Origin of the sequence: Brevibacillus sp. DP1.3A, from assembly GCF_013284245.2 — a bacterium.
Lineage (GTDB): Bacteria > Bacillota > Bacilli > Brevibacillales > Brevibacillaceae > Brevibacillus.
The window spans coordinates 6,397,691-6,414,697 of the sequence record NZ_CP085876.1 but is presented as its reverse complement, the minus strand read 5'-3'; the positions used below and the strand labels follow the sequence as shown (position 1 = coordinate 6,414,697).

Sequence of the window (17,007 nt, the reverse complement as noted above, 5' to 3'; positions counted from 1 at the left end):
TGTCAGGAGTTATGGGGAAAACGACGAGCGATGTCTTGGACTATCGGAAAAAAGATCGCAATAAATTCATCAAGACGCTGATCCAGGTCGCTATCTTAGTCGTCCTGGGTGTCATGTTATATAATGCGGTATTTGATTGGAAGAAGTACGAGGAGCCGAATAAGGCGAACTGGACGAATGAAAAAGGCTTTATCGCCATCTCCTATTTTGGCGTAGGTCGTTCGGGTACACCGAAATTAGTAGCCAAGAAGCAATTGGACGAGCAGCTGCAGGCGTTGTATGACCAGGGCTATCAAACGATCTCGCAACAAGATATCTTGGACTTTTACAAGAAAAAGAAGCCACTTCCTGACAAGGCACTGTTTTTGGCTTTTGAAGATGGCCGCAACGATTCGAGCTTGTTTGCCCAACCGCTTTTGGAGAAGTACAACTTCAAAGCAACAGCATTGTCTTACGGCAACAAGATGGGAAACAGCGAGAACAAATTCCTCCAGCCGGAAGACTTGAAAAAAATGATGGAAAATGGCTTCTGGGAGCTCGGTTCCAACGGCTATCGGTTGACGTATATCAATGTGTTTGATGATCAGGGCAATTTCATCGGGGTAAAGGATGAGAGTGAATTAACGAATAAAACAAAGGTGGGCTACTATAACCACTACTTGATGGACTTTATCCGTGACAGCAATATGATCCCGATTGAAGACAGAAGCAAGATGGAAGCGAGAATGGACAAAGACTACAAGCTGATGAATGATACGTATATGGACCAATTGGGCTTTGTCCCGGGTGCCTATATGATTATGCATGCGAACACCCTGTATGGCGGCATGAATCGCCTGGTAGCGGATGCGAACGACGCGAATATCAAAAAGTATTTTACGATGCACTTTAACCGGGAAGGTACCGCCTACAACGACAGCGAGGGTGATCTGTACGACCTGACCCGCGTGCAGCCAGAGCCTTACTGGTACACGAATCATTTGTTAATGCGCATCCAAAAAGACACTGACGAGAAGATTCGCTTCGTTCGCGGCGATGAAGAGCAGGCCAAAGAGTGGGATCGTCTCGGTGGCGCCGCGCAATTTATGGAGGATCAGATCGTCCTGACCTCTCCAGCTGCTGGCTCTGGCATGTTATATTTAAAAAACAGCGACACCCAGAAGGATATCAAGCTTTCTGCCAAACTGGAAGGGAATGTAATCGGCAAGCAGACGATTTATTTGCGCTATGATCGGGAAAAAGGCAGCTTTGTACGGGTCGTTCTGCATGATAATGAGCTACGCGTCGAGCAGAAGAAGGAAAAAGGAGAAGTTCAGGAGCTTTTCAAGACGGAATTGAGCCAAGTGATTTGGAATCCAGAAGATTTGACCTTTGACCGTGCCTCTGTTTATACGCGAGAGCAAGGTGAGTCAGGTGCTCCCGAGCTGGAAAAATACCCGATTAACATTAAAAATACGCGTCAACTCGAAATCACTGTTCAAGGAGACCGTCTCAGTGTTTCCGTGGATAAAACACCGCTCATGGATCAGCAACAGATCGACCCGAGCATTAGTAGCGGTGGTGTTGCATTGGAAGCGGCCTATAGTGAAGTGAACAAAAAAGACGATATTTATGACGGTGTGTTTGCGGACGTACAGATTGGGTCCCAGGTGCAACCAAATGGTGAGCAGCAGACGCTGTTCAGTAATGTGCAGACAGGGTTTGCAGGAGTCGTCAGTTCGATCAAGAAAGCTTTTTCTTCCACAATGGACTGGGTCATCGACACCTTTTAAATCTGAAACAAGGGGGATCAGTGTAAGGTGTCAAACATCAAGAAACGATCGATCATTTTGACTGTTCTTCTGATAGTAGCGTGTATCACCCTCGTGTGGTACGTGATGAAATGGAATGATACCGAAAGCATAGAGATTGTAGATGCAGCCAACAACAGGACGGAGTTGACTGCCTGGGTGGTAGACTGGCAGTGGGAATCCGGTTTGGAGGATTTCCGCAGGATGACGGATGGCTTGTCCAGTGTGCAAGTCTTCGCCGCGTATTTTGATGAAAACAACAAGCTGCACTTTACTGACCGCATGACCAAGGCGATGCCGGAAATCAAGGAAGCATCGAAGCAGGGCAGCTATGTCGATCTCGATTTGACCATTGTGAATGATCGTCTTAACAGTGATGGTACGCAGGTTCAAAAGGACCCGTCGATTGTCAGCCGGCTCATGGCGACAGATGCAAGCCGTACCAAGCACATTATGGAGATCAAGAATGCCGTGATCCAGAATGGCTTTCATGGTTTAGAAATCGATTATGAGAGAATTGACGAGAAAGACTGGGACAACTTCCTTACTTTTATCCATACCTTGTATCAGCATATGGAGCAGGAGGGGAAGTCGCTTCGCATCGTATTGGAGCCGCGCGCGCCGATTGAAGACTTGGCATTGCCAAAGGGACCTACTTACGTCATGATGGCTTATAATTTGTACGGTACGAATACAGAGCCAGGTCCCAAAGCCGATCATGCATTTATTGAGCAGCTCGCCAATCGAATGAAAAAGGTGCCGGGTGACAAGGTCATGGCCCTCTCTGTAGGCGGATTTGATTGGGCTTCTGATGGAAAAGTGACGGCTGTGACGGAAAAACAGGCAGCAGACCTTGCTATCTCTAGTGTCGAGCCGCAAAAGCGGGATAAAGCGAGTGGTAGTTTGTACTTCGACTATATGGATGAAGACGGACAAAAGCACACGGTTTGGTATGCGGATGAAGAGACACTGTCTCAATGGGTCGTAGTTGCGAAGAAAGCGGGCATTGAGAAAATGGCACTCTGGCGACTAGGTGACATGGGGGAAGGGACTTTGCAATATGTGAATCGATGAGGGGCTGTGGTGGAGGGAAGAAGCGAATTTCCAGTCTGCGCTTCGGCCTACGCCCCGCAAGGGGTGATTGACTGTCCGCTTCGAAATAAATGGCGGGAGCGCTTCAAACGTAGAAGTTTCGAGGATGTCATTCATAAGTGAAGCTTAAATTCCCCGCCATTTATTCCTACGCTGAGGTGGGCTTCAGAGGCGCTTGGACTGGAAATTCGCTTCTTCCTACGCAGCTTTGGATTCACATCTTGCAAGGTAAAAATGAATATGGAAAAGCAAGATGGCTACCACTGTGGGGACTACCCATCCGGAATTTACTAGAATGTTTTTCTATCACAATGTAACTTTGTACCGGAGATGAACGTTATAATGCTAGAAGCAGTGGTCTGCTCTTTTACAGGGCGGCTGCTACATATTGATTTTGGACATCATTCATAGGAGCGTGGAATTTTTGGGTCTCTGGGAAGCTTTTGTCGCGATTGTGCTGGGGCTAGTAGAAGGTTTGACTGAGTTTGCCCCTGTTTCCTCTACGGGTCACATGATCATCGTGGATGACTTTTTGTTCCAAACGAAAGATTTGTTTTCACCTGAAGTGGCCAACACCTTCAAAATTGTCATTCAGCTCGGCTCGATTTTGGCCGTTGTCGTTTTGATGTGGGATCGGTTCATGAGCTTGCTCGGTTTGAAAAAGCTGGCGGGTAAGAGTGAGATTCAGGCAGGACCTCGACTGAATTTGGCTACGGTCATTGTGGGGCTGATTCCTGCGGGGATTCTGGGTGTTCTGTTTGACGACTACATCGATGAGTATTTGTTCTCGACGAAGACCGTTGTAATCGGACTCGTGCTGGGCGCTCTTCTCATGCTTGCTGCGGATTGGTTCCGACCAAGACGTTCCAAGATCGAGTCGGTTGACCAAATTACGTACAAGCAAGCGTTTCTGGTCGGACTTATTCAATGCTTCTCCCTGTGGCCTGGCTTTTCCCGTTCGGGTTCCACGATCTCGGGGGGCGTACTGTTGGGCATGAGCCATCGGGCAGCGGCAGACTTCACGTTTATTATGGCTGTGCCGATCATGGCGGGCGCGAGCTTTTTGTCGCTGTTGAAGCGCTGGGATGCGATTACAATGGACAGCATTCCGTTTTTCGTCATCGGTTTTATTAGCGCGTTTGTGTTCGCGCTTCTGTCGATCCGTTTCTTCTTGAAGCTGATCAACCGCATCAAGCTGACACCTTTTGCCATTTATCGCTTGGTGCTGGCAGCAGTCATTTACTTTGTGTTTATGTAAAAATCAAAAATACGACAAAGGCTCCCAATTGGGAGCCTTATTTTAATCATTCGCCTTTAGCTCGCTCGGTTTTTCAATAACAATACCGTTTAATTTAAGAGTGACTGGATTCGCAATCGTATCTCCAACGGGGCATGTCTGTTCCAAAAATTCCACAAAAGACTCTACTTGCTCTCTAGGAGCATCGGTTTTGATATGAAAGGTGTATCGGATTTCAGAATACCCGCGTCGAACATCAGATTTGTTCATGAAGCCATCTGTATCGAGATCGCCTTCGACTTCCACCCAAAAATCGTCTAGTTGAACGTTAAACTTCCTGGCATATACTCTGGCAACGATAGATTGGCATGCACCTAATGCGGAGAGTACCAGTTCAACGGGGTTCATCCCAGTATCCGTTCCTCCCAAGCTTTTCGGTTCATCGATGGTTATCTCAAAGTTTCTGGAACTGGCCTTCACAACCATTCCCTTCTGTAGATGTGCAGTTGCTTTGAATGTTTCAACAGGCATGATGCACACTCCCTTCTGGATAATCAATACAAGTAAACTCTACCATAGTTTTCCAAAAATGATTATGAAGATTTATACGTTTTTGCTAGTTGGCAACTTGTCCACTAAACAAGCAACCTAGAATTTAAAAAGGGGCTATCTCAAAAGTCGATTTCCCGACGTAGAGACGGCCCCTTCTATGTTTTATTTCAACAGGTAAACGGCACGCGTAGTCATAAATCCTTTGACCTCTTCGCCTTTATCCAGCTTTTGCTCGACGAAAGGAATGCCAGCTTCTTGTAGACGTACTTTCACCGCATTGAAATGGTGAAAGTCTACGACCAGCGTTTTGTTGCTTGCCTTGATCTCTTCAAGCTGCTTTTTAACTAATGCATTAGCGCCTGACTGTCCAATGATATGAGAAGCATTTACCATCACCATATTGGCGAGTAAAATGACGACCAGAACCTTGCCCGCATGACGGAAAAAGCCCTTCTGGACATCCCAGACTGCCAGCGCAATCAAGAGTGGAATCAACCAAAGCTGCGGAACATAGCGCGCCCACCAGCTTTCCGGATTAATAAGCACGGTCACGAAAAGCGCCAGGCTGATCCACAAGAAAGGTGCTCCTTTTTTTCGATGAGTCCCCAAAAGCAAGGCGACGAGAATCAAGCATGTGACAATCAGAGCTCCTCCGAAAAGCGGCCCGAATCCGGCTACACGCACGTCAGGAGAGTAGAACACTGCGAGCTCTTTCAAGGTGACCGTAAATGGCACCTTCCATGTAGGGCTATGGGGTGTTGCGATGTTCTCCGATTTAGAAAATAAGGAGATAGCCAGATTTTCTATGCTTGTATTGTCTTTGAAGCCATGCGGGCTGTTCGAGGTCATGATATCAACGGCACCTTTGCCCGCCAACGGATAAAACGGATGCCCCTTCGCTAGCGTGTTGGTGACATACGGATTGTACCCGACAACCCCTACCGTAATAACCAGACTAATCGAAAGCCACACGAGCATGCTCTTGATGTGCTGGCGGCGATCGTAGAAAAAGAAGAGCACGAGAATAGCCAAGCCGAGCAATCCGGCATACCCCAATGCCGTGAATTTGATCTGCGCCAGCAGCATGAGCGTTGCGCATAGCGCGAGTAGCGTCCAAACATGGTAGCGCTTATACAGCAGATAGCCGAGAGCGCAGATGATGAGCACGAGTGACCCGAGCTGTCCGTCAATATAGAAGGAAGTCGATTGCGTGATCACCGCGGGATTGAACGCTGCGAGCAGCGCGAAAGCAATCGCAGCTCCTTGTTTCTCTGGGAAAGCGGTCCGGATGGCAGCGAGTGTCAGGAAAAAGGACGATGCAATCAACAACAGGTTAAATATTTTGCTAACCTCGATCTGACCAGTCAGTTTATACATGACTGCATCGAGCATCCAAGGACCTTTGGCGTAATGATTGATCCAAAGGTGAAAGGCCGAGAGAACCTCTCTATTATCCATCTCCTCCACTTCTTTTGTACCAGGAGGCTTGAGGATGGGCTGGTCACGAACCGGATTCCAGCCGTCGGTTATCTTCACGATTGCTTCTTGATGATACGTTTGTCCGTCAAAAGAGAGATCAAACGTATTGGCACTGATGGAGTAGCTGATGCCTGAAACAACCGCCAGTCCAGCCAACAGGGAGAAAAACCAGGCCCGACGACGTGAACTTACGAAGACCGACACCATCCCGCCCATCGCAGCCAAAGCCGCAACGAGGCCAATCCAAAAGCTGGCGGCCGTCACGGACACGCCGAACAAAAATAAAACCGATGTGCTAAGCACAATCGTAGCCATAAACAATAGCAAAGCCGTTCCAAGCAGGAACGAGTACGTAGCTGTACGGTTATTCATGAATATAATCTCCTGTCTACGAATCTACTAGCCAATGAGGTTAGGGAGGTTCGCTGCCAGCAGATGCAATACGGTCGCAAGCAGTACCCCGAGCACCAGACCCCCGGCAATTTCCCATCTGGTATGTCCCATGCTTTCGCGCAAAGGTTTGGCGGGAAACACGTTCGGATGTTCCTTTGCGAGCTTGTTGAGTGCCTCTGCATGTTTTCCTACCGCTCTGCGCAATCCAGTCGCATCGATGATCACAATAAACGTCACAGCCACACCCAGCCCGAATGCAGGATGAGTAAAGCCCTCCTGCAAACCTATCAGAAACACAGTCGTGACCATGACAGTTGTGTGCGTGCTGGGAAACCCGCCGTTCCCGACCATTTCTTTGGCCCGGGACCCAAAACGGAGGTAATTAATCAAAAATTTGGTTATTCCGGACACAAGCCAGCCGATGAACGGCGCTACCGCATATAACATGATAAAACTCCTCTACGTGATGATTACGACTGAGAAATGACGACGACGCCCACGACGATAATCGCCAGACCGACAATACGTGTAAGGGACAACGGTTCGTTGAAGATCAAGAAGGACAGCGCAGCTACCAACACGTATCCGAGTGCTGCCATGGGATAAGCATAGGAGAGCTGCACCTTTTCTAGCGCAGCAATCCAGATAAACGCAGAAAGTCCGTAAAGCGCAAGTCCCACCATAATCGGCAGGTTCGTGAAATAGTGCAGGAACTTCAGTAGCAGCATGTCACTGTTGCTGGAGAGCGAAGATGCGCCCATCTTCATCGCGACTTGTCCACACGCACTGAGGACCACGGAAATGATGATTAGAACAATTGATGGCATAGCCTGATCCACAACCTATCTGTGCAAGGAAATTCAAGTTCAAAAGCCGACCTTTTGAACTTCCTTATTTAAATTCAAATACGTAAATAATCCCGGCCACCATGACGACATACAGGAACACCGTAATGAGAATCGGCTTGTCCTGCAACAAAACTTTTTCAGGACTGCCGCCCTGACCTGCGACGGTGATCAAATACAGGTAACGGAAAATACCAAAGATCACGAGCGGAATGGTCCACATCAAGTGAATCGTGCGTCCTGATGTAAAAGTGAACAAGGAATAACTGATGATTGTCATGGTCGTAACAATCGTATTCAACTGATTCAACAATTCGGACGAATAACTGTCGAGCACTTTGCGATGCGTTCCTTTATCCTGCTGCAACAAAATCAACTCGTGGCGACGTTTGCTGATGGCCAAAAACAGTGCGAGCAGCATCGTACAGAGCAAAAACCACGGCGTGAACGGCGTTTGGATCATCAGACTTCCACCGATGGCACGCAAAACAAAACCGGCTGAAATAATCATGACGTCCAGAATGACCACATGCTTCAGCCTCAGCGAGTAAGCGACGTTGAGCACAAAGTAAACGAGCAGTACGAGCGCGAATAATCGGTCAAAGTAATAAGCACTAAAAAGGGAACCCAGTAGCAAAAACGCACCGAATGCTAATGCGAGCGCGGGCGGTAATGCACCAGAAGCCATGGGCCGGAACTGTTTTTCCGGGTGATTTCGGTCATTTTTGATATCGACAAAATCATTGAGGATGTAGACACAGCCGGATACAAAACAAAACATCAGGAAGGCCAGCACTGATTTTCCAATGACATCCGGACTTACTTTGTGCAAGGAAAATAGCAAGGCAGCAAAGACCAGCAAATTTTTCGTCCATTGATGTGGACGAAGCTGCTTCACTAATAGGTAGACCATATTTTGTCGAACGCGTGGCGTTGTTTTGACGTCAACTTTAACAGAATTTGATGTTGCCCCCATATCTAACCCCTATCCTATATATCGAATCTTGTACCTTCTAATGACGGAAAATGTAAAAAGAAGGTTACACCTGTAATATGGTAACATAACTTCCTCCATAAAAATTTAAGGATAACAGAAAAACTGTGAACTTGCGATAAAGAATGATTGCCAAAAATAATATCAGGGTTTACAAGAAAACGCAGCCCTCGTGATGGAGCTGCGTTTTTCAGGTTTTCTCTTTTTTAGTTCACCCGCGGAATAGAAGTGGCGGCTTTTTTTCGAGAATACAGGAACAAATTGAAGAGAACGATCACGAGTATGATCAATTGCGGGATCGTCGTTTCCCAGCTCGCGTAAATGCCGAGAGTCGGTGCATACAACAAGTAATCGCTGCTGTGTGCAGATAAGCTTCCCGTCACCTGCAAAGCGTGGATGCTGACGCCGACGAATTTAAACGCCATGTAGTAGAGCAAGAGACTGGCTACAAAAAAGAACGGACGAACCGGAATGCGTGCACTGAGCTTGATGATGACCAAGCCAATCACGGCCAAGACGACAAGCGCGCTCAAAATGCCAATCGCCAGGTCTGTCATGGAGATCGTAGCGGCCATCCCCATATAAAAGATAATCGTTTCTGCCCCTTCGCGGGCGACAGCGAGAAAGGCGGTGAATGAGAGTGACCATAGAGCTCCTTTTGCCAAAGAAGAGCCGATAGATTTCTCGACAAATTGATTCCATGCCTGCAAATTGGACTTCTTATGCAACCAGGCACCGATTGTTACCATAAAGAAGACGGCAATCAGTCCGGTTACTCCCTCAATCGTTTCTCGCGAGTTGCCTGTGGAGAGGTTGGAGAAAACGAAACTGAGGATGACGGCAAGAATGGCGGAAACTACGATCCCGGCAATGGACCCCGACCAAATCCATTTGCGCTTGTCGGCATTACCTGACTTGTTCAGGACAGTAAGCAGAGAGACGATGATCAAGATAGCCTCCAGTCCTTCGCGGAACAAGATGAGTCCCGCATCCCAAGCGGTGTACGAGGATGCTGTCGTAAATGGCGCCAGCTCTGTCTTCATTTCCGCAAGATGAGCCGTCGCCTTTTCCCATTGCGGGGGATTGGACAGGATGAGTGTCGGGACGGCGACCATCTTGGCTTCGATACTGCTGTAGGTAGCTTGTGATTTGGTCATGACCACGCCTTCTACAGAGGGCCAAGAGGTGATAAAGGTCTCCATTTTGTCAGAAGCAGCGGTTGCATCCTGATTGGCGATATCTGTTTCTACCGATGCAAGGAGTTCCAGGAGAGACGAGATGGTGGGCTGCTCAGAAGAAGGATTCGCAGTGGCCTGTTGGACTGCTTTTCCTGACAAATAATTGTCCACGGTAGAAATGAGTGCCTGTACTTTCTCTGCGCTCTTTTTAGGGTCTGGTGGTTCTGTATTCAAGGCAATGCGTGCACTGCTGATTTTGATTTCCATATCCCCGTAGATTGCGGCATTTTCCGCTCGCACAAGACCCTCTGCCTTGTACCAGCCGGTGACGAAGCTGTTGTACGATTGCTTGGCTTTCGCCAGATCGCCTTCCGTGATGGCTGTCATGCTGTTTTGCAAGAGCGGTAGCAATGCCGCAATTTGCTTGTGTGCTCTTTCTTTTGGTTGACCGCCTTCTTCTTTGGACGAGACGTAACGATCCGTCGCTTTTGCCAGATTGGAGATGGCTGCCTTTGCAGTGTCAGGATTCGCTTTCGCTTGGGCAAGGGCTTGCTCTGCTTCCACGATTGCTTGCGTCAATGCTTGTGCATCTGCGGAGGTTTCTTCCGAATTGCCTTCCCAGATGCTCTTCATACTGCTGATCGCTTTAGCTACTTCTTCCCAGTTGTTATCTCCACTGCTAATCAAGGCATCGCTAGAGAGGGCGATCATTTGCTTGAGCTGCTCTGGCACCAGGGGCGCGGCTGCAGCGGCAGACAGAGCAGATGTCCATAGCAGCATGCAGGTACAAATGATAAACAGATAGCGTTTCAAGGTGTTCACTCCATCCCAGGTAGTTGGTTAAAATAGCGTGTCCCCGATGTATCCGCCCTCACTTGCACCAGGAAGACAGGCGTACAAACCACTGCCAACATGGGTGATATATTCATTGAGCAGGTCGACGGATGCGAGCTTTTGTTGCATCGGAATGAATTGCTTACGCGGATCACGATTGTAGCAAATGAACAAAAGCCCAGCATCGAGCTGACCAGTCTTGAGATCCATTCCACTCGAATAAGAGTAACCGCGTCGCAAAATTTTCACCTTGCCCTCCATATGGGCCAAGGCGACATGGGAATCCACAGGCATAACGGGTTTGCCCTTGGCATCCTTGCGATCCAGCTCCAGCTCGTCGAACTCATTTGCTTTGCCAAGAGGAGCTCCAGTTAACCGATGACGACCAAATGTATTCTCCTGATCGGTGAGGGAAGAGCGATCCCATACCTCGATCCGCATGCGGATTCGACGCATGACCATGTAGCTTCCGCCTGCCATCCACGCGGGACTTTCAGCAGTGTGAGCCCAGACGACCTCATTTGCGGTGGCGGGGTCGTTCACCGGCGGATTGTTCGTGCCATCCTTGAAGCCCATCAGATTCCGTGGTGTGGAGCCAGTCGGGTCGGATGCGCTGGTACGCTGGAAGCCTTCCTGTAGCCAGTGGAGAACAGCTTTGCCTCGAGCGATCCGGGCCAAGTTCCGCAAGGCATGGAAGGCGACCTGTGGATCGTTGGCACAGACCTGCACGACAATATCGCCACCCGACCATTCCTTTCGCATTTCATCGCTGTTGAAGCGAGGTAAATCGACCAAGGGAGCTGGGCGTTTGGCTGCAAGACCAAAGCGCTCGTCAAAGAAAGAAGCGCCAAGCCCAAATGTGATCGTCAATTTCATTGGGCGCAGGCCCATGGCTTCTCCCGTATCGACAGGAGGAAGAAGGGCGTTATCGCTCTCCTCATCGACGTTTTTGCCGGCAGTCATGCGTGCTGCTGCCTGCGTCCAGCTTTGAAACAAGGTGCGGACATCCCCTAGCGAGGTCGTCGTCAAATCAAAAGCACCCATGCAGATAAAATCCTGCATAGGTGTAATGATCCCGGACTGATGCTTGCCATAAAAGGGAATGACCTCATCTGCACCGGTCGGAGTGGCACTTGTCTGCTCATTTTTAGGAGGAGAGGGCAAAAGTGTATTGACCCCAGTTGCCCCCAACAGCAGTCCAATCCCCCCGACACCAGCCAACTTTAGAGCTTCTCGACGTGTGAATTTGTTCGCTGTGGTGTTTGCGAGATGCTTGTCATTCATCTTGTTAGCCTCCTACGATCGTACCCATTTTGGACAATGGTTCAGCCAATGCATCGAGGGACTGACTCAGCTTTTTCACCTGGTCTTCCTTCAACTCGGTGTACAGCACATAGCCGTCGCCTTTGCGGTATGGTGCGAGTGCTTTATCCAAATCAGCGAAGCGAGCTTCAATTTCATTTGCAAGAGCAGAGTCTTTAGCCGTAACAGCAGGCTTCAATACTTTGTAAATTTCGTGAGCGCCTTCCACGTTTGCAGCGAAATCGTACAAGTCCGTATGAGAATAGCGTTCTTCCTCACCAGTCACCTTGCTCGTCGATACCTCGTTCAAGAGCTCAACCGCACCCGTTACCAGCATAGGCACATCGATTTCGACGCTCTCTACCTTCACGCGGAGCTGCTTCACATCTTGCAGCAGCTGATCCGCCACTTTTCCTTGGTCAGCAACCGATTTGGTTTCCCAGAGTGCTTTCTCCAATTTGTGATAGCCGCGCCATTCGTTATCAGGCACATCGCCTTCGCGGGCATCGATCCACGGGTCAAAATCGCCGAGAGATTCCGCGATAGGCTCGATTTTCTCAAAGTACGCACGGGCTGGAGCATACTCCTTTTTCGCTTTTTCCATATCGCCTGCTTTAACGGCGGTGGTGAAGCTCTCTGTTGCTTTTACGAATTGGTCGGTTTGGTCGACGACCCATTTTCGGTATTGATCAATAGAGGCTTGCAGCTCAGGAGAAGGAGCAGAAGCAGTGCTCGCTGTCGCAGACTGATCAGCAGCGGCAGGCTTGTCAGGCTGAGCGGCTTCTGGTTTTTTCTCTTCGGTTTGTGTTTGTGCGTTTCCACAAGCGGCGAGCAAGGAAGAGCCGAGAACAACTGCGGCGAGTGGATAACTCCATTTTTGTATCATGAAAAGACATCCCTTCATCTAATATGAGTGCATAATTATATGATTATATGTCGATAATGAATATCATTATCATCCACAAAGAATTTATCTCTTTCTTAGACAGTTTGCAATCTTTTTTTCGCTACCGATCACTGGTTAGTTTTGGCGTTGTTCACAAAAAACCAAAAGTAGCTCAACAATCCCTTAACAATGACTTGTTATGATCGAGCTATCAACCAAATGAATAACGTCTGTAAGTGGGTCGAGACGTGGAGAAAGCCCTCATACAGCAATAGATTCGAAAAAGACCGTTTGTTCGGTTTGTTTCTTTGTGCTATTGCCGTGTATGAGGGCTTTTTGTGTTTTCGAATGAAAGGAGCGAGCAGGGGATTTGCTAGATACAGATAGGTACGATGCGTATTTTTTTGATTTGGATGGAACGATTTTTCTTGGGAATGAACTGCTTCCTGGGGTGGAAAAGACACTTGCCGCGCTGCGGGAGAAGCAGAAAAAAATCATGTTTTTGACCAATACGACGGTACAGACAAGAACAGCTTGTCAGACTCGCCTCCAGAAGCTCGGATTGGCTGCTCAGCGGGAAGAAATCATGACGGCTGCCTATGCCGCGGGATTGTATCTTCAAGAGAATGCGGAGCAAGCGCGTGTCCTGATTGTTGGGGAGCCTGCCTTGGAGGAAGAGATTGCGAGCTTTCATATAAAGCAGGTGCAAGATGCGGAGGAAGCTACGCATGTATTGGTCGGAATGGACCGAGCATTTACGTATGAAAAGCTGCAACAAGCTGCTGACGCTGTGCGAAATGGAGCCCACCTGATCGTAGCGAACCCCGATCCGTTATGTCCGGTCCCAGGGGGTGCCATTCCTGATACATGGGCGTTGGCGAGAGCGATTGAAACGGCTGGCGGAGCCTCTGTCTGGGCGATGACTGGCAAGCCGTCCCGGTACTACGCCGATCAGGTTTTTCAACAGCTTCATGTGCAGCCAGAAAGATGCGTCATGGTGGGCGATCGTTTGGAGACAGACATTTTACTTGGGAAAAACAGCGGCATGAAAACGGCGCTGGTAATGACAGGTGTGACGACCAGTCGCGAACTGGAAGCCACAGAGATTCAGCCAGATTACATCCTTCCGACGATGGAAGCCATGGTGCAAGTCGAGTAGGAAAACGAGGAGGCATGGGAGATGGAGTTGGGAAAGAGCAGCAAAAAGTGGTTGTGGTCACTAATGGCAGCAAGTCTGGTGACAGGCAGCATGCCCGCAATGGCGCAAAGCGCGGTGAGCAAAACCTTGCTCATTACAGAAGTTGTCAATGATCCCCTTTTTGATGAAAGCACAGGCGAGTTTATCGAAATCACCAATATCTCCAACGATCCGATTGATTTGAGTGGCTACATGATCGGCGACGAGGAAAAGCGTGGAGGAAATGAAGGGATGCATGCGTTTCCGGAAGGCACCATGATTGAGCCTTACCAGACGATTGTCATTTCACGCTATGCCGACGGAATCGTGGAACGCCATGACGTCACGCCTGATTTTGAATTGTTCGATTCCATGGAGGACGTCCCTGAGCTGTTGCCGACGGATTGGGCGACAGGCAGCATTTATTTGGCGAATGGCGGTGACCACGTCATTCTGATGGATCCTGATTACAATGTGGTGGATTCGATGGCTTATATGGATGCGAAGGTTCCGGGAGTCACCTCTCATCCGGGAGTAGCTGGCGGACATTCGATGGAACGCCTGACGGAAAAGGATACGAATGATGCGTCCAGAGATTTTGTCGATCAGCCCAAGCCGACCCCTGGTGAGTTGTTGTTTGGACCGAATGCCCGAAAAGACAAGATTCCAGTCTCTGATCTGAAAGACGACGTGCTGATTGTCCCTGAACCTAAGACTGGAATTGTCCTTCCGCCGACGGTGATTGCCATGTACGACAAGGAGTCCGAGATCGATGCGATTCTGGAAGCAGAAGCGTCTTCCATATTTATTCCGGTGAAAAAATCCGGGAAGAACGGAGTCGTCACCCAGGACGGCACATCGCTGGACGAGGTACTGGACCAGATCAAGGGCAAGGCGATCCCGGTGATTCATATCGAGGACAAGAAATTGGTAGCGGAGGTCGATCGCCTGCTCCAGAAAGAGAATCTCTCTGATGTGCACATTGTGTCTTCCCGACCGGAAATCGTCCAAGAGATGCGGGAGAAAAATAATGAATACCGTGGTGCCCTCGTGTATATCGACGGCAAGCTGAACGAAAAGAAGCAAAAGGAGCTCGTACGCTCGGCCAGGAGCAGTCGTTCCAATGTGGTCGTTCTCTCGCAAACTGCGATGACGGAGGAGGTCATTCGCTACTTCCGCAATCGCGGGTTGTCCGTGTGGGGAATTGATCGGGCGAACAAGAGCCAAGCAAGTGAAATGATCGAGATGGGTGTGGCCGGGGTTGTCTCACACGACCCAAAAGAGGTACATGAGCTGCTTGCTGCGTACCCAGAGAAAAGCATCACGCAACCCCCGATGGTCATGGCGCATCGAGGTATCCCTTCCTTAAAGCCGGAAAACACGATGTACGCCTTTGAAGAAGCGATGGAGTTGGGTGTGGAGATTATCGAGACAGACGTCCACAAAACAAAGGATGGCCACCTTGTCCTGATCCACGATTTTGATCTGGAGCGTACCACCAACGGGACAGGGAAGGTAAAGGATTTCACGCTGAAGGAGCTGCGCGAATTGAACGCGAACAAGCTCGACCCAGCAAATCCTTCCTGGTACCAGCCTGAGATTACCGATGCTGTCATTCCTACCATGGATGAGTTGCTGGAAGCGGCCAAGGGCAAAGCAGTGCTCATTCTGGAAGCAAAGGGGATTGGGTACGAAAAGGAAATGGCGAAGGTCATCAAGGAGCACGACATGGTTGAAGATGTGATTGTCAGCAGCTTCAGCTCAGAGGTATTGGAGCGTTTTGCCAAGCTCGATCCGGAATTGGGACTGGGCTTTACCTTGAGCGGGACCAAGCCAAAGGAACAGCTGGAACAGTATGCCGAAAAGCAGATAACAGACGCGGTTCAACTGAATGCCCAATACTATATCAACCATCAGATTGTCACACCAGAGCTAATCAGATTCGCCAAGCATCGGGGAATCATTTTGACCGTGTATACAGTTAACGAGGAAGTAGATATGAAGCGGGCAACCGAGGCTGGAGTCGGGGGAATTATTACGGACTATGCGCAAAAACTTTACAATACCCAAATATTACCTTAGTAAGCAATTGTTATAGTCGAGTGATACGTAAAAAACAGCGAGAGGTTCAGGGGGGAAAGTCGTGGCTGAAGTGGAATTGCGGCGCATTTCCAAGATGTATGGGGGCCAGAAGGTAGTCAATGAAGTGAGTGCTCGTATTCTACCAGGAGAATTTTTCGTGCTGGTAGGGCCTTCTGGTTGTGGGAAATCAACCACACTGCGCATGATTGCCGGGCTGGAGGAGATCAGCACGGGAGAGCTGTTGATTGGCGGCAGGCCGATGAATCAAGTCCCTCCGAGTGGGCGAAACATCTCCATGGTCTTTCAAAATTACGCACTTTATCCGCATTTGACGGTAAAAGATAATATTTTGTTTGGTTTGCAGGTTCGAAAAGTAGACAAAGCGGTGCAGGGCAAGCGGTTGGAGCGTGTAGCGGAGATGTTGGGCATCGCGCATCTTTTGCAACGCAAGCCGAAGGAATTATCCGGGGGACAACGACAGCGTGTTGCACTCGGACGGGCTATCATCAGTCAGCACCCTATCTGCCTGATGGACGAGCCGTTATCCAATCTGGATGCCAAGCTGCGCGGGCACATGCGCACGGAAATCCGCCGCTTGCAGCAAGAGCTGGGCATCACGATGATTTACGTTACACACGATCAGGTGGAAGCGATGACGATGGGAGACCGCATGATGGTCCTGCGCGACGGTGAGGTCCAGCAAGTCGGCAAACCGCTCGACGTCTACAACCATCCAGCGAATTTGTTCGTGGCGGAGTTTACGGGGGCGCCCCCGATGAATACGGTACCTGCCATTTGGCGGGCTGGCGATCAAGCAGGGATTGAGCTGGCAGGTCAGCATTTTTTGCCGCTTCCTAAGTTTAACGGTATCAAGGACCAGACCCCGGTCGTTCTTGGTCTGCGTCCAGAGTCACTGCAGCCCGCCCTTGAAGGGCAATCTGTGGATGCTTCCTGCCAACTTCCTGTCACCGTGCAGGGAGTAGAGATTCTCGGTTCTGAGACCATTGTGGAATTCACCGTGGGAGACAAGCTGTGGAAGGCCAAATGGAACGGGCAATGGCACTGCAAAAGAGGCGAAACCATGCATGTTCGTTTTGATCCAGCTCAGGTGAACGTGTTTGATGGAGAAACAGGTAAAAATCTAGCGGTTACGACCAATTGAGAAA

Annotated in this window: 14 protein-coding genes; 6 read left to right on the top strand and 8 right to left on the bottom strand. The window is 49.3% G+C overall.

Translation table 11 applies throughout. The annotated features are described in order from the left end of the window. Positions 1-11 precede the first annotated feature (11 nt). The 3 genes from HP399_RS29695 (at position 12) to HP399_RS29685 (ending at position 4,140) form a co-directional block, all read left to right on the top strand. A complete protein-coding gene (locus HP399_RS29695; protein WP_173621330.1) occupies positions 12-1,772 on the top strand; it encodes a polysaccharide deacetylase family protein in 1,761 nt (586 codons plus the stop codon). Positions 1,773-1,799: 27 nt separating this feature from the next. Beyond that, positions 1,800-2,864 (top strand): glycosyl hydrolase family 18 protein, encoded by a 1,065-nt coding sequence (locus HP399_RS29690; protein ID WP_173621329.1) that lies wholly within the window; start codon positions 1,800-1,802, stop codon positions 2,862-2,864. Between the two features lie 442 nt (positions 2,865-3,306). Further along, on the top strand, positions 3,307-4,140 hold the full coding sequence (locus tag HP399_RS29685) for an undecaprenyl-diphosphate phosphatase (RefSeq protein WP_173621328.1): 834 nt from the start codon (positions 3,307-3,309) through the stop codon (positions 4,138-4,140). Between the two features lie 42 nt (positions 4,141-4,182). On the opposite strand, the gene HP399_RS29680 is transcribed toward HP399_RS29685, so the two are convergent. From HP399_RS29680 to efeO, 8 genes are all read right to left on the bottom strand, one after another. Further along, a complete protein-coding gene (locus tag HP399_RS29680) occupies positions 4,183-4,650 on the bottom strand; it encodes an OsmC family protein (protein ID WP_173621327.1) in 468 nt (155 codons plus the stop codon). Positions 4,651-4,833: 183 nt separating this feature from the next. After that, on the bottom strand, positions 4,834-6,522 hold the full coding sequence (locus HP399_RS29675; RefSeq protein WP_173621326.1) for a hypothetical protein: 1,689 nt from the start codon (positions 6,520-6,522) through the stop codon (positions 4,834-4,836). Positions 6,523-6,549: 27 nt separating this feature from the next. Continuing rightward, positions 6,550-6,990 carry a divergent PAP2 family protein gene (locus HP399_RS29670; protein WP_173621325.1) on the bottom strand — a complete coding sequence of 147 codons (441 nt, stop codon included), beginning with the start codon at positions 6,988-6,990 and terminating at the stop codon, positions 6,550-6,552. Positions 6,991-7,013: 23 nt separating this feature from the next. Further along, positions 7,014-7,370: an SMR family transporter gene (locus tag HP399_RS29665; RefSeq protein WP_173621324.1), complete on the bottom strand. Its 357-nt coding sequence runs from the start codon at positions 7,368-7,370 to the stop codon at positions 7,014-7,016. 64 nt (positions 7,371-7,434) lie between these two features. Then, complete coding sequence (locus tag HP399_RS29660; RefSeq protein ID WP_173621323.1) at positions 7,435-8,364, bottom strand: decaprenyl-phosphate phosphoribosyltransferase; 930 nt, start codon at positions 8,362-8,364, stop codon at positions 7,435-7,437. Positions 8,365-8,588: 224 nt separating this feature from the next. Next, entirely contained in the window at positions 8,589-10,373 is a 1,785-nt protein-coding gene (locus HP399_RS29655; protein WP_173621322.1) for an FTR1 family iron permease, read from the bottom strand. 27 nt (positions 10,374-10,400) lie between these two features. Continuing rightward, the gene (efeB, locus tag HP399_RS29650; RefSeq protein ID WP_173621321.1) at positions 10,401-11,678 is read right to left on the bottom strand and encodes an iron uptake transporter deferrochelatase/peroxidase subunit; all 1,278 of its coding nucleotides are present in this window, start codon (positions 11,676-11,678) and stop codon (positions 10,401-10,403) included. Between the two features lie 4 nt (positions 11,679-11,682). Further along, the gene (gene efeO, locus HP399_RS29645) at positions 11,683-12,582 is read right to left on the bottom strand and encodes an iron uptake system protein EfeO (protein WP_173621320.1); all 900 of its coding nucleotides are present in this window, start codon (positions 12,580-12,582) and stop codon (positions 11,683-11,685) included. Between the two features lie 370 nt (positions 12,583-12,952). Between efeO and HP399_RS29640 the strand changes: the two genes are divergently transcribed. From HP399_RS29640 to HP399_RS29630, 3 genes are all read left to right on the top strand, one after another. Next, a complete protein-coding gene (locus HP399_RS29640; protein WP_173621319.1) occupies positions 12,953-13,741 on the top strand; it encodes an HAD-IIA family hydrolase in 789 nt (262 codons plus the stop codon). Between the two features lie 21 nt (positions 13,742-13,762). Next, positions 13,763-15,841, top strand: coding sequence for a glycerophosphodiester phosphodiesterase family protein (locus HP399_RS29635; RefSeq protein ID WP_173621318.1), 2,079 nt, complete (start codon positions 13,763-13,765; stop codon positions 15,839-15,841). Positions 15,842-15,902: 61 nt separating this feature from the next. Then, positions 15,903-17,003 carry an ABC transporter ATP-binding protein gene (locus tag HP399_RS29630; protein WP_173621317.1) on the top strand — a complete coding sequence of 367 codons (1,101 nt, stop codon included), beginning with the start codon at positions 15,903-15,905 and terminating at the stop codon, positions 17,001-17,003. Positions 17,004-17,007: the final 4 nt, after the last annotated feature.

Excerpts from the sequence above, each read along its gene's own strand:
- HP399_RS29660 (WP_173621323.1), bottom strand. The coding sequence starts at position 8,364 with ATGGGGGCAACATCAAATTCTGTTAAAGTTGACGTCAAAACAACGCCA.
- HP399_RS29635 (WP_173621318.1), top strand. The coding sequence starts at position 13,763 with ATGGAGTTGGGAAAGAGCAGCAAAAAGTGGTTGTGGTCACTAATGGCA.
- efeO (WP_173621320.1), bottom strand. The coding sequence starts at position 12,582 with ATGATACAAAAATGGAGTTATCCACTCGCCGCAGTTGTTCTCGGCTCT.
- HP399_RS29675 (WP_173621326.1), bottom strand. The coding sequence starts at position 6,522 with ATGAATAACCGTACAGCTACGTACTCGTTCCTGCTTGGAACGGCTTTG.
- HP399_RS29695 (WP_173621330.1), top strand. The coding sequence starts at position 12 with ATGGGGAAAACGACGAGCGATGTCTTGGACTATCGGAAAAAAGATCGC.
- HP399_RS29670 (WP_173621325.1), bottom strand. The coding sequence starts at position 6,990 with ATGTTATATGCGGTAGCGCCGTTCATCGGCTGGCTTGTGTCCGGAATA.
- HP399_RS29665 (WP_173621324.1), bottom strand. The coding sequence starts at position 7,370 with ATGCCATCAATTGTTCTAATCATCATTTCCGTGGTCCTCAGTGCGTGT.
- HP399_RS29680 (WP_173621327.1), bottom strand. The coding sequence starts at position 4,650 with ATGCCTGTTGAAACATTCAAAGCAACTGCACATCTACAGAAGGGAATG.
- efeB (WP_173621321.1), bottom strand. The coding sequence starts at position 11,678 with ATGAATGACAAGCATCTCGCAAACACCACAGCGAACAAATTCACACGT.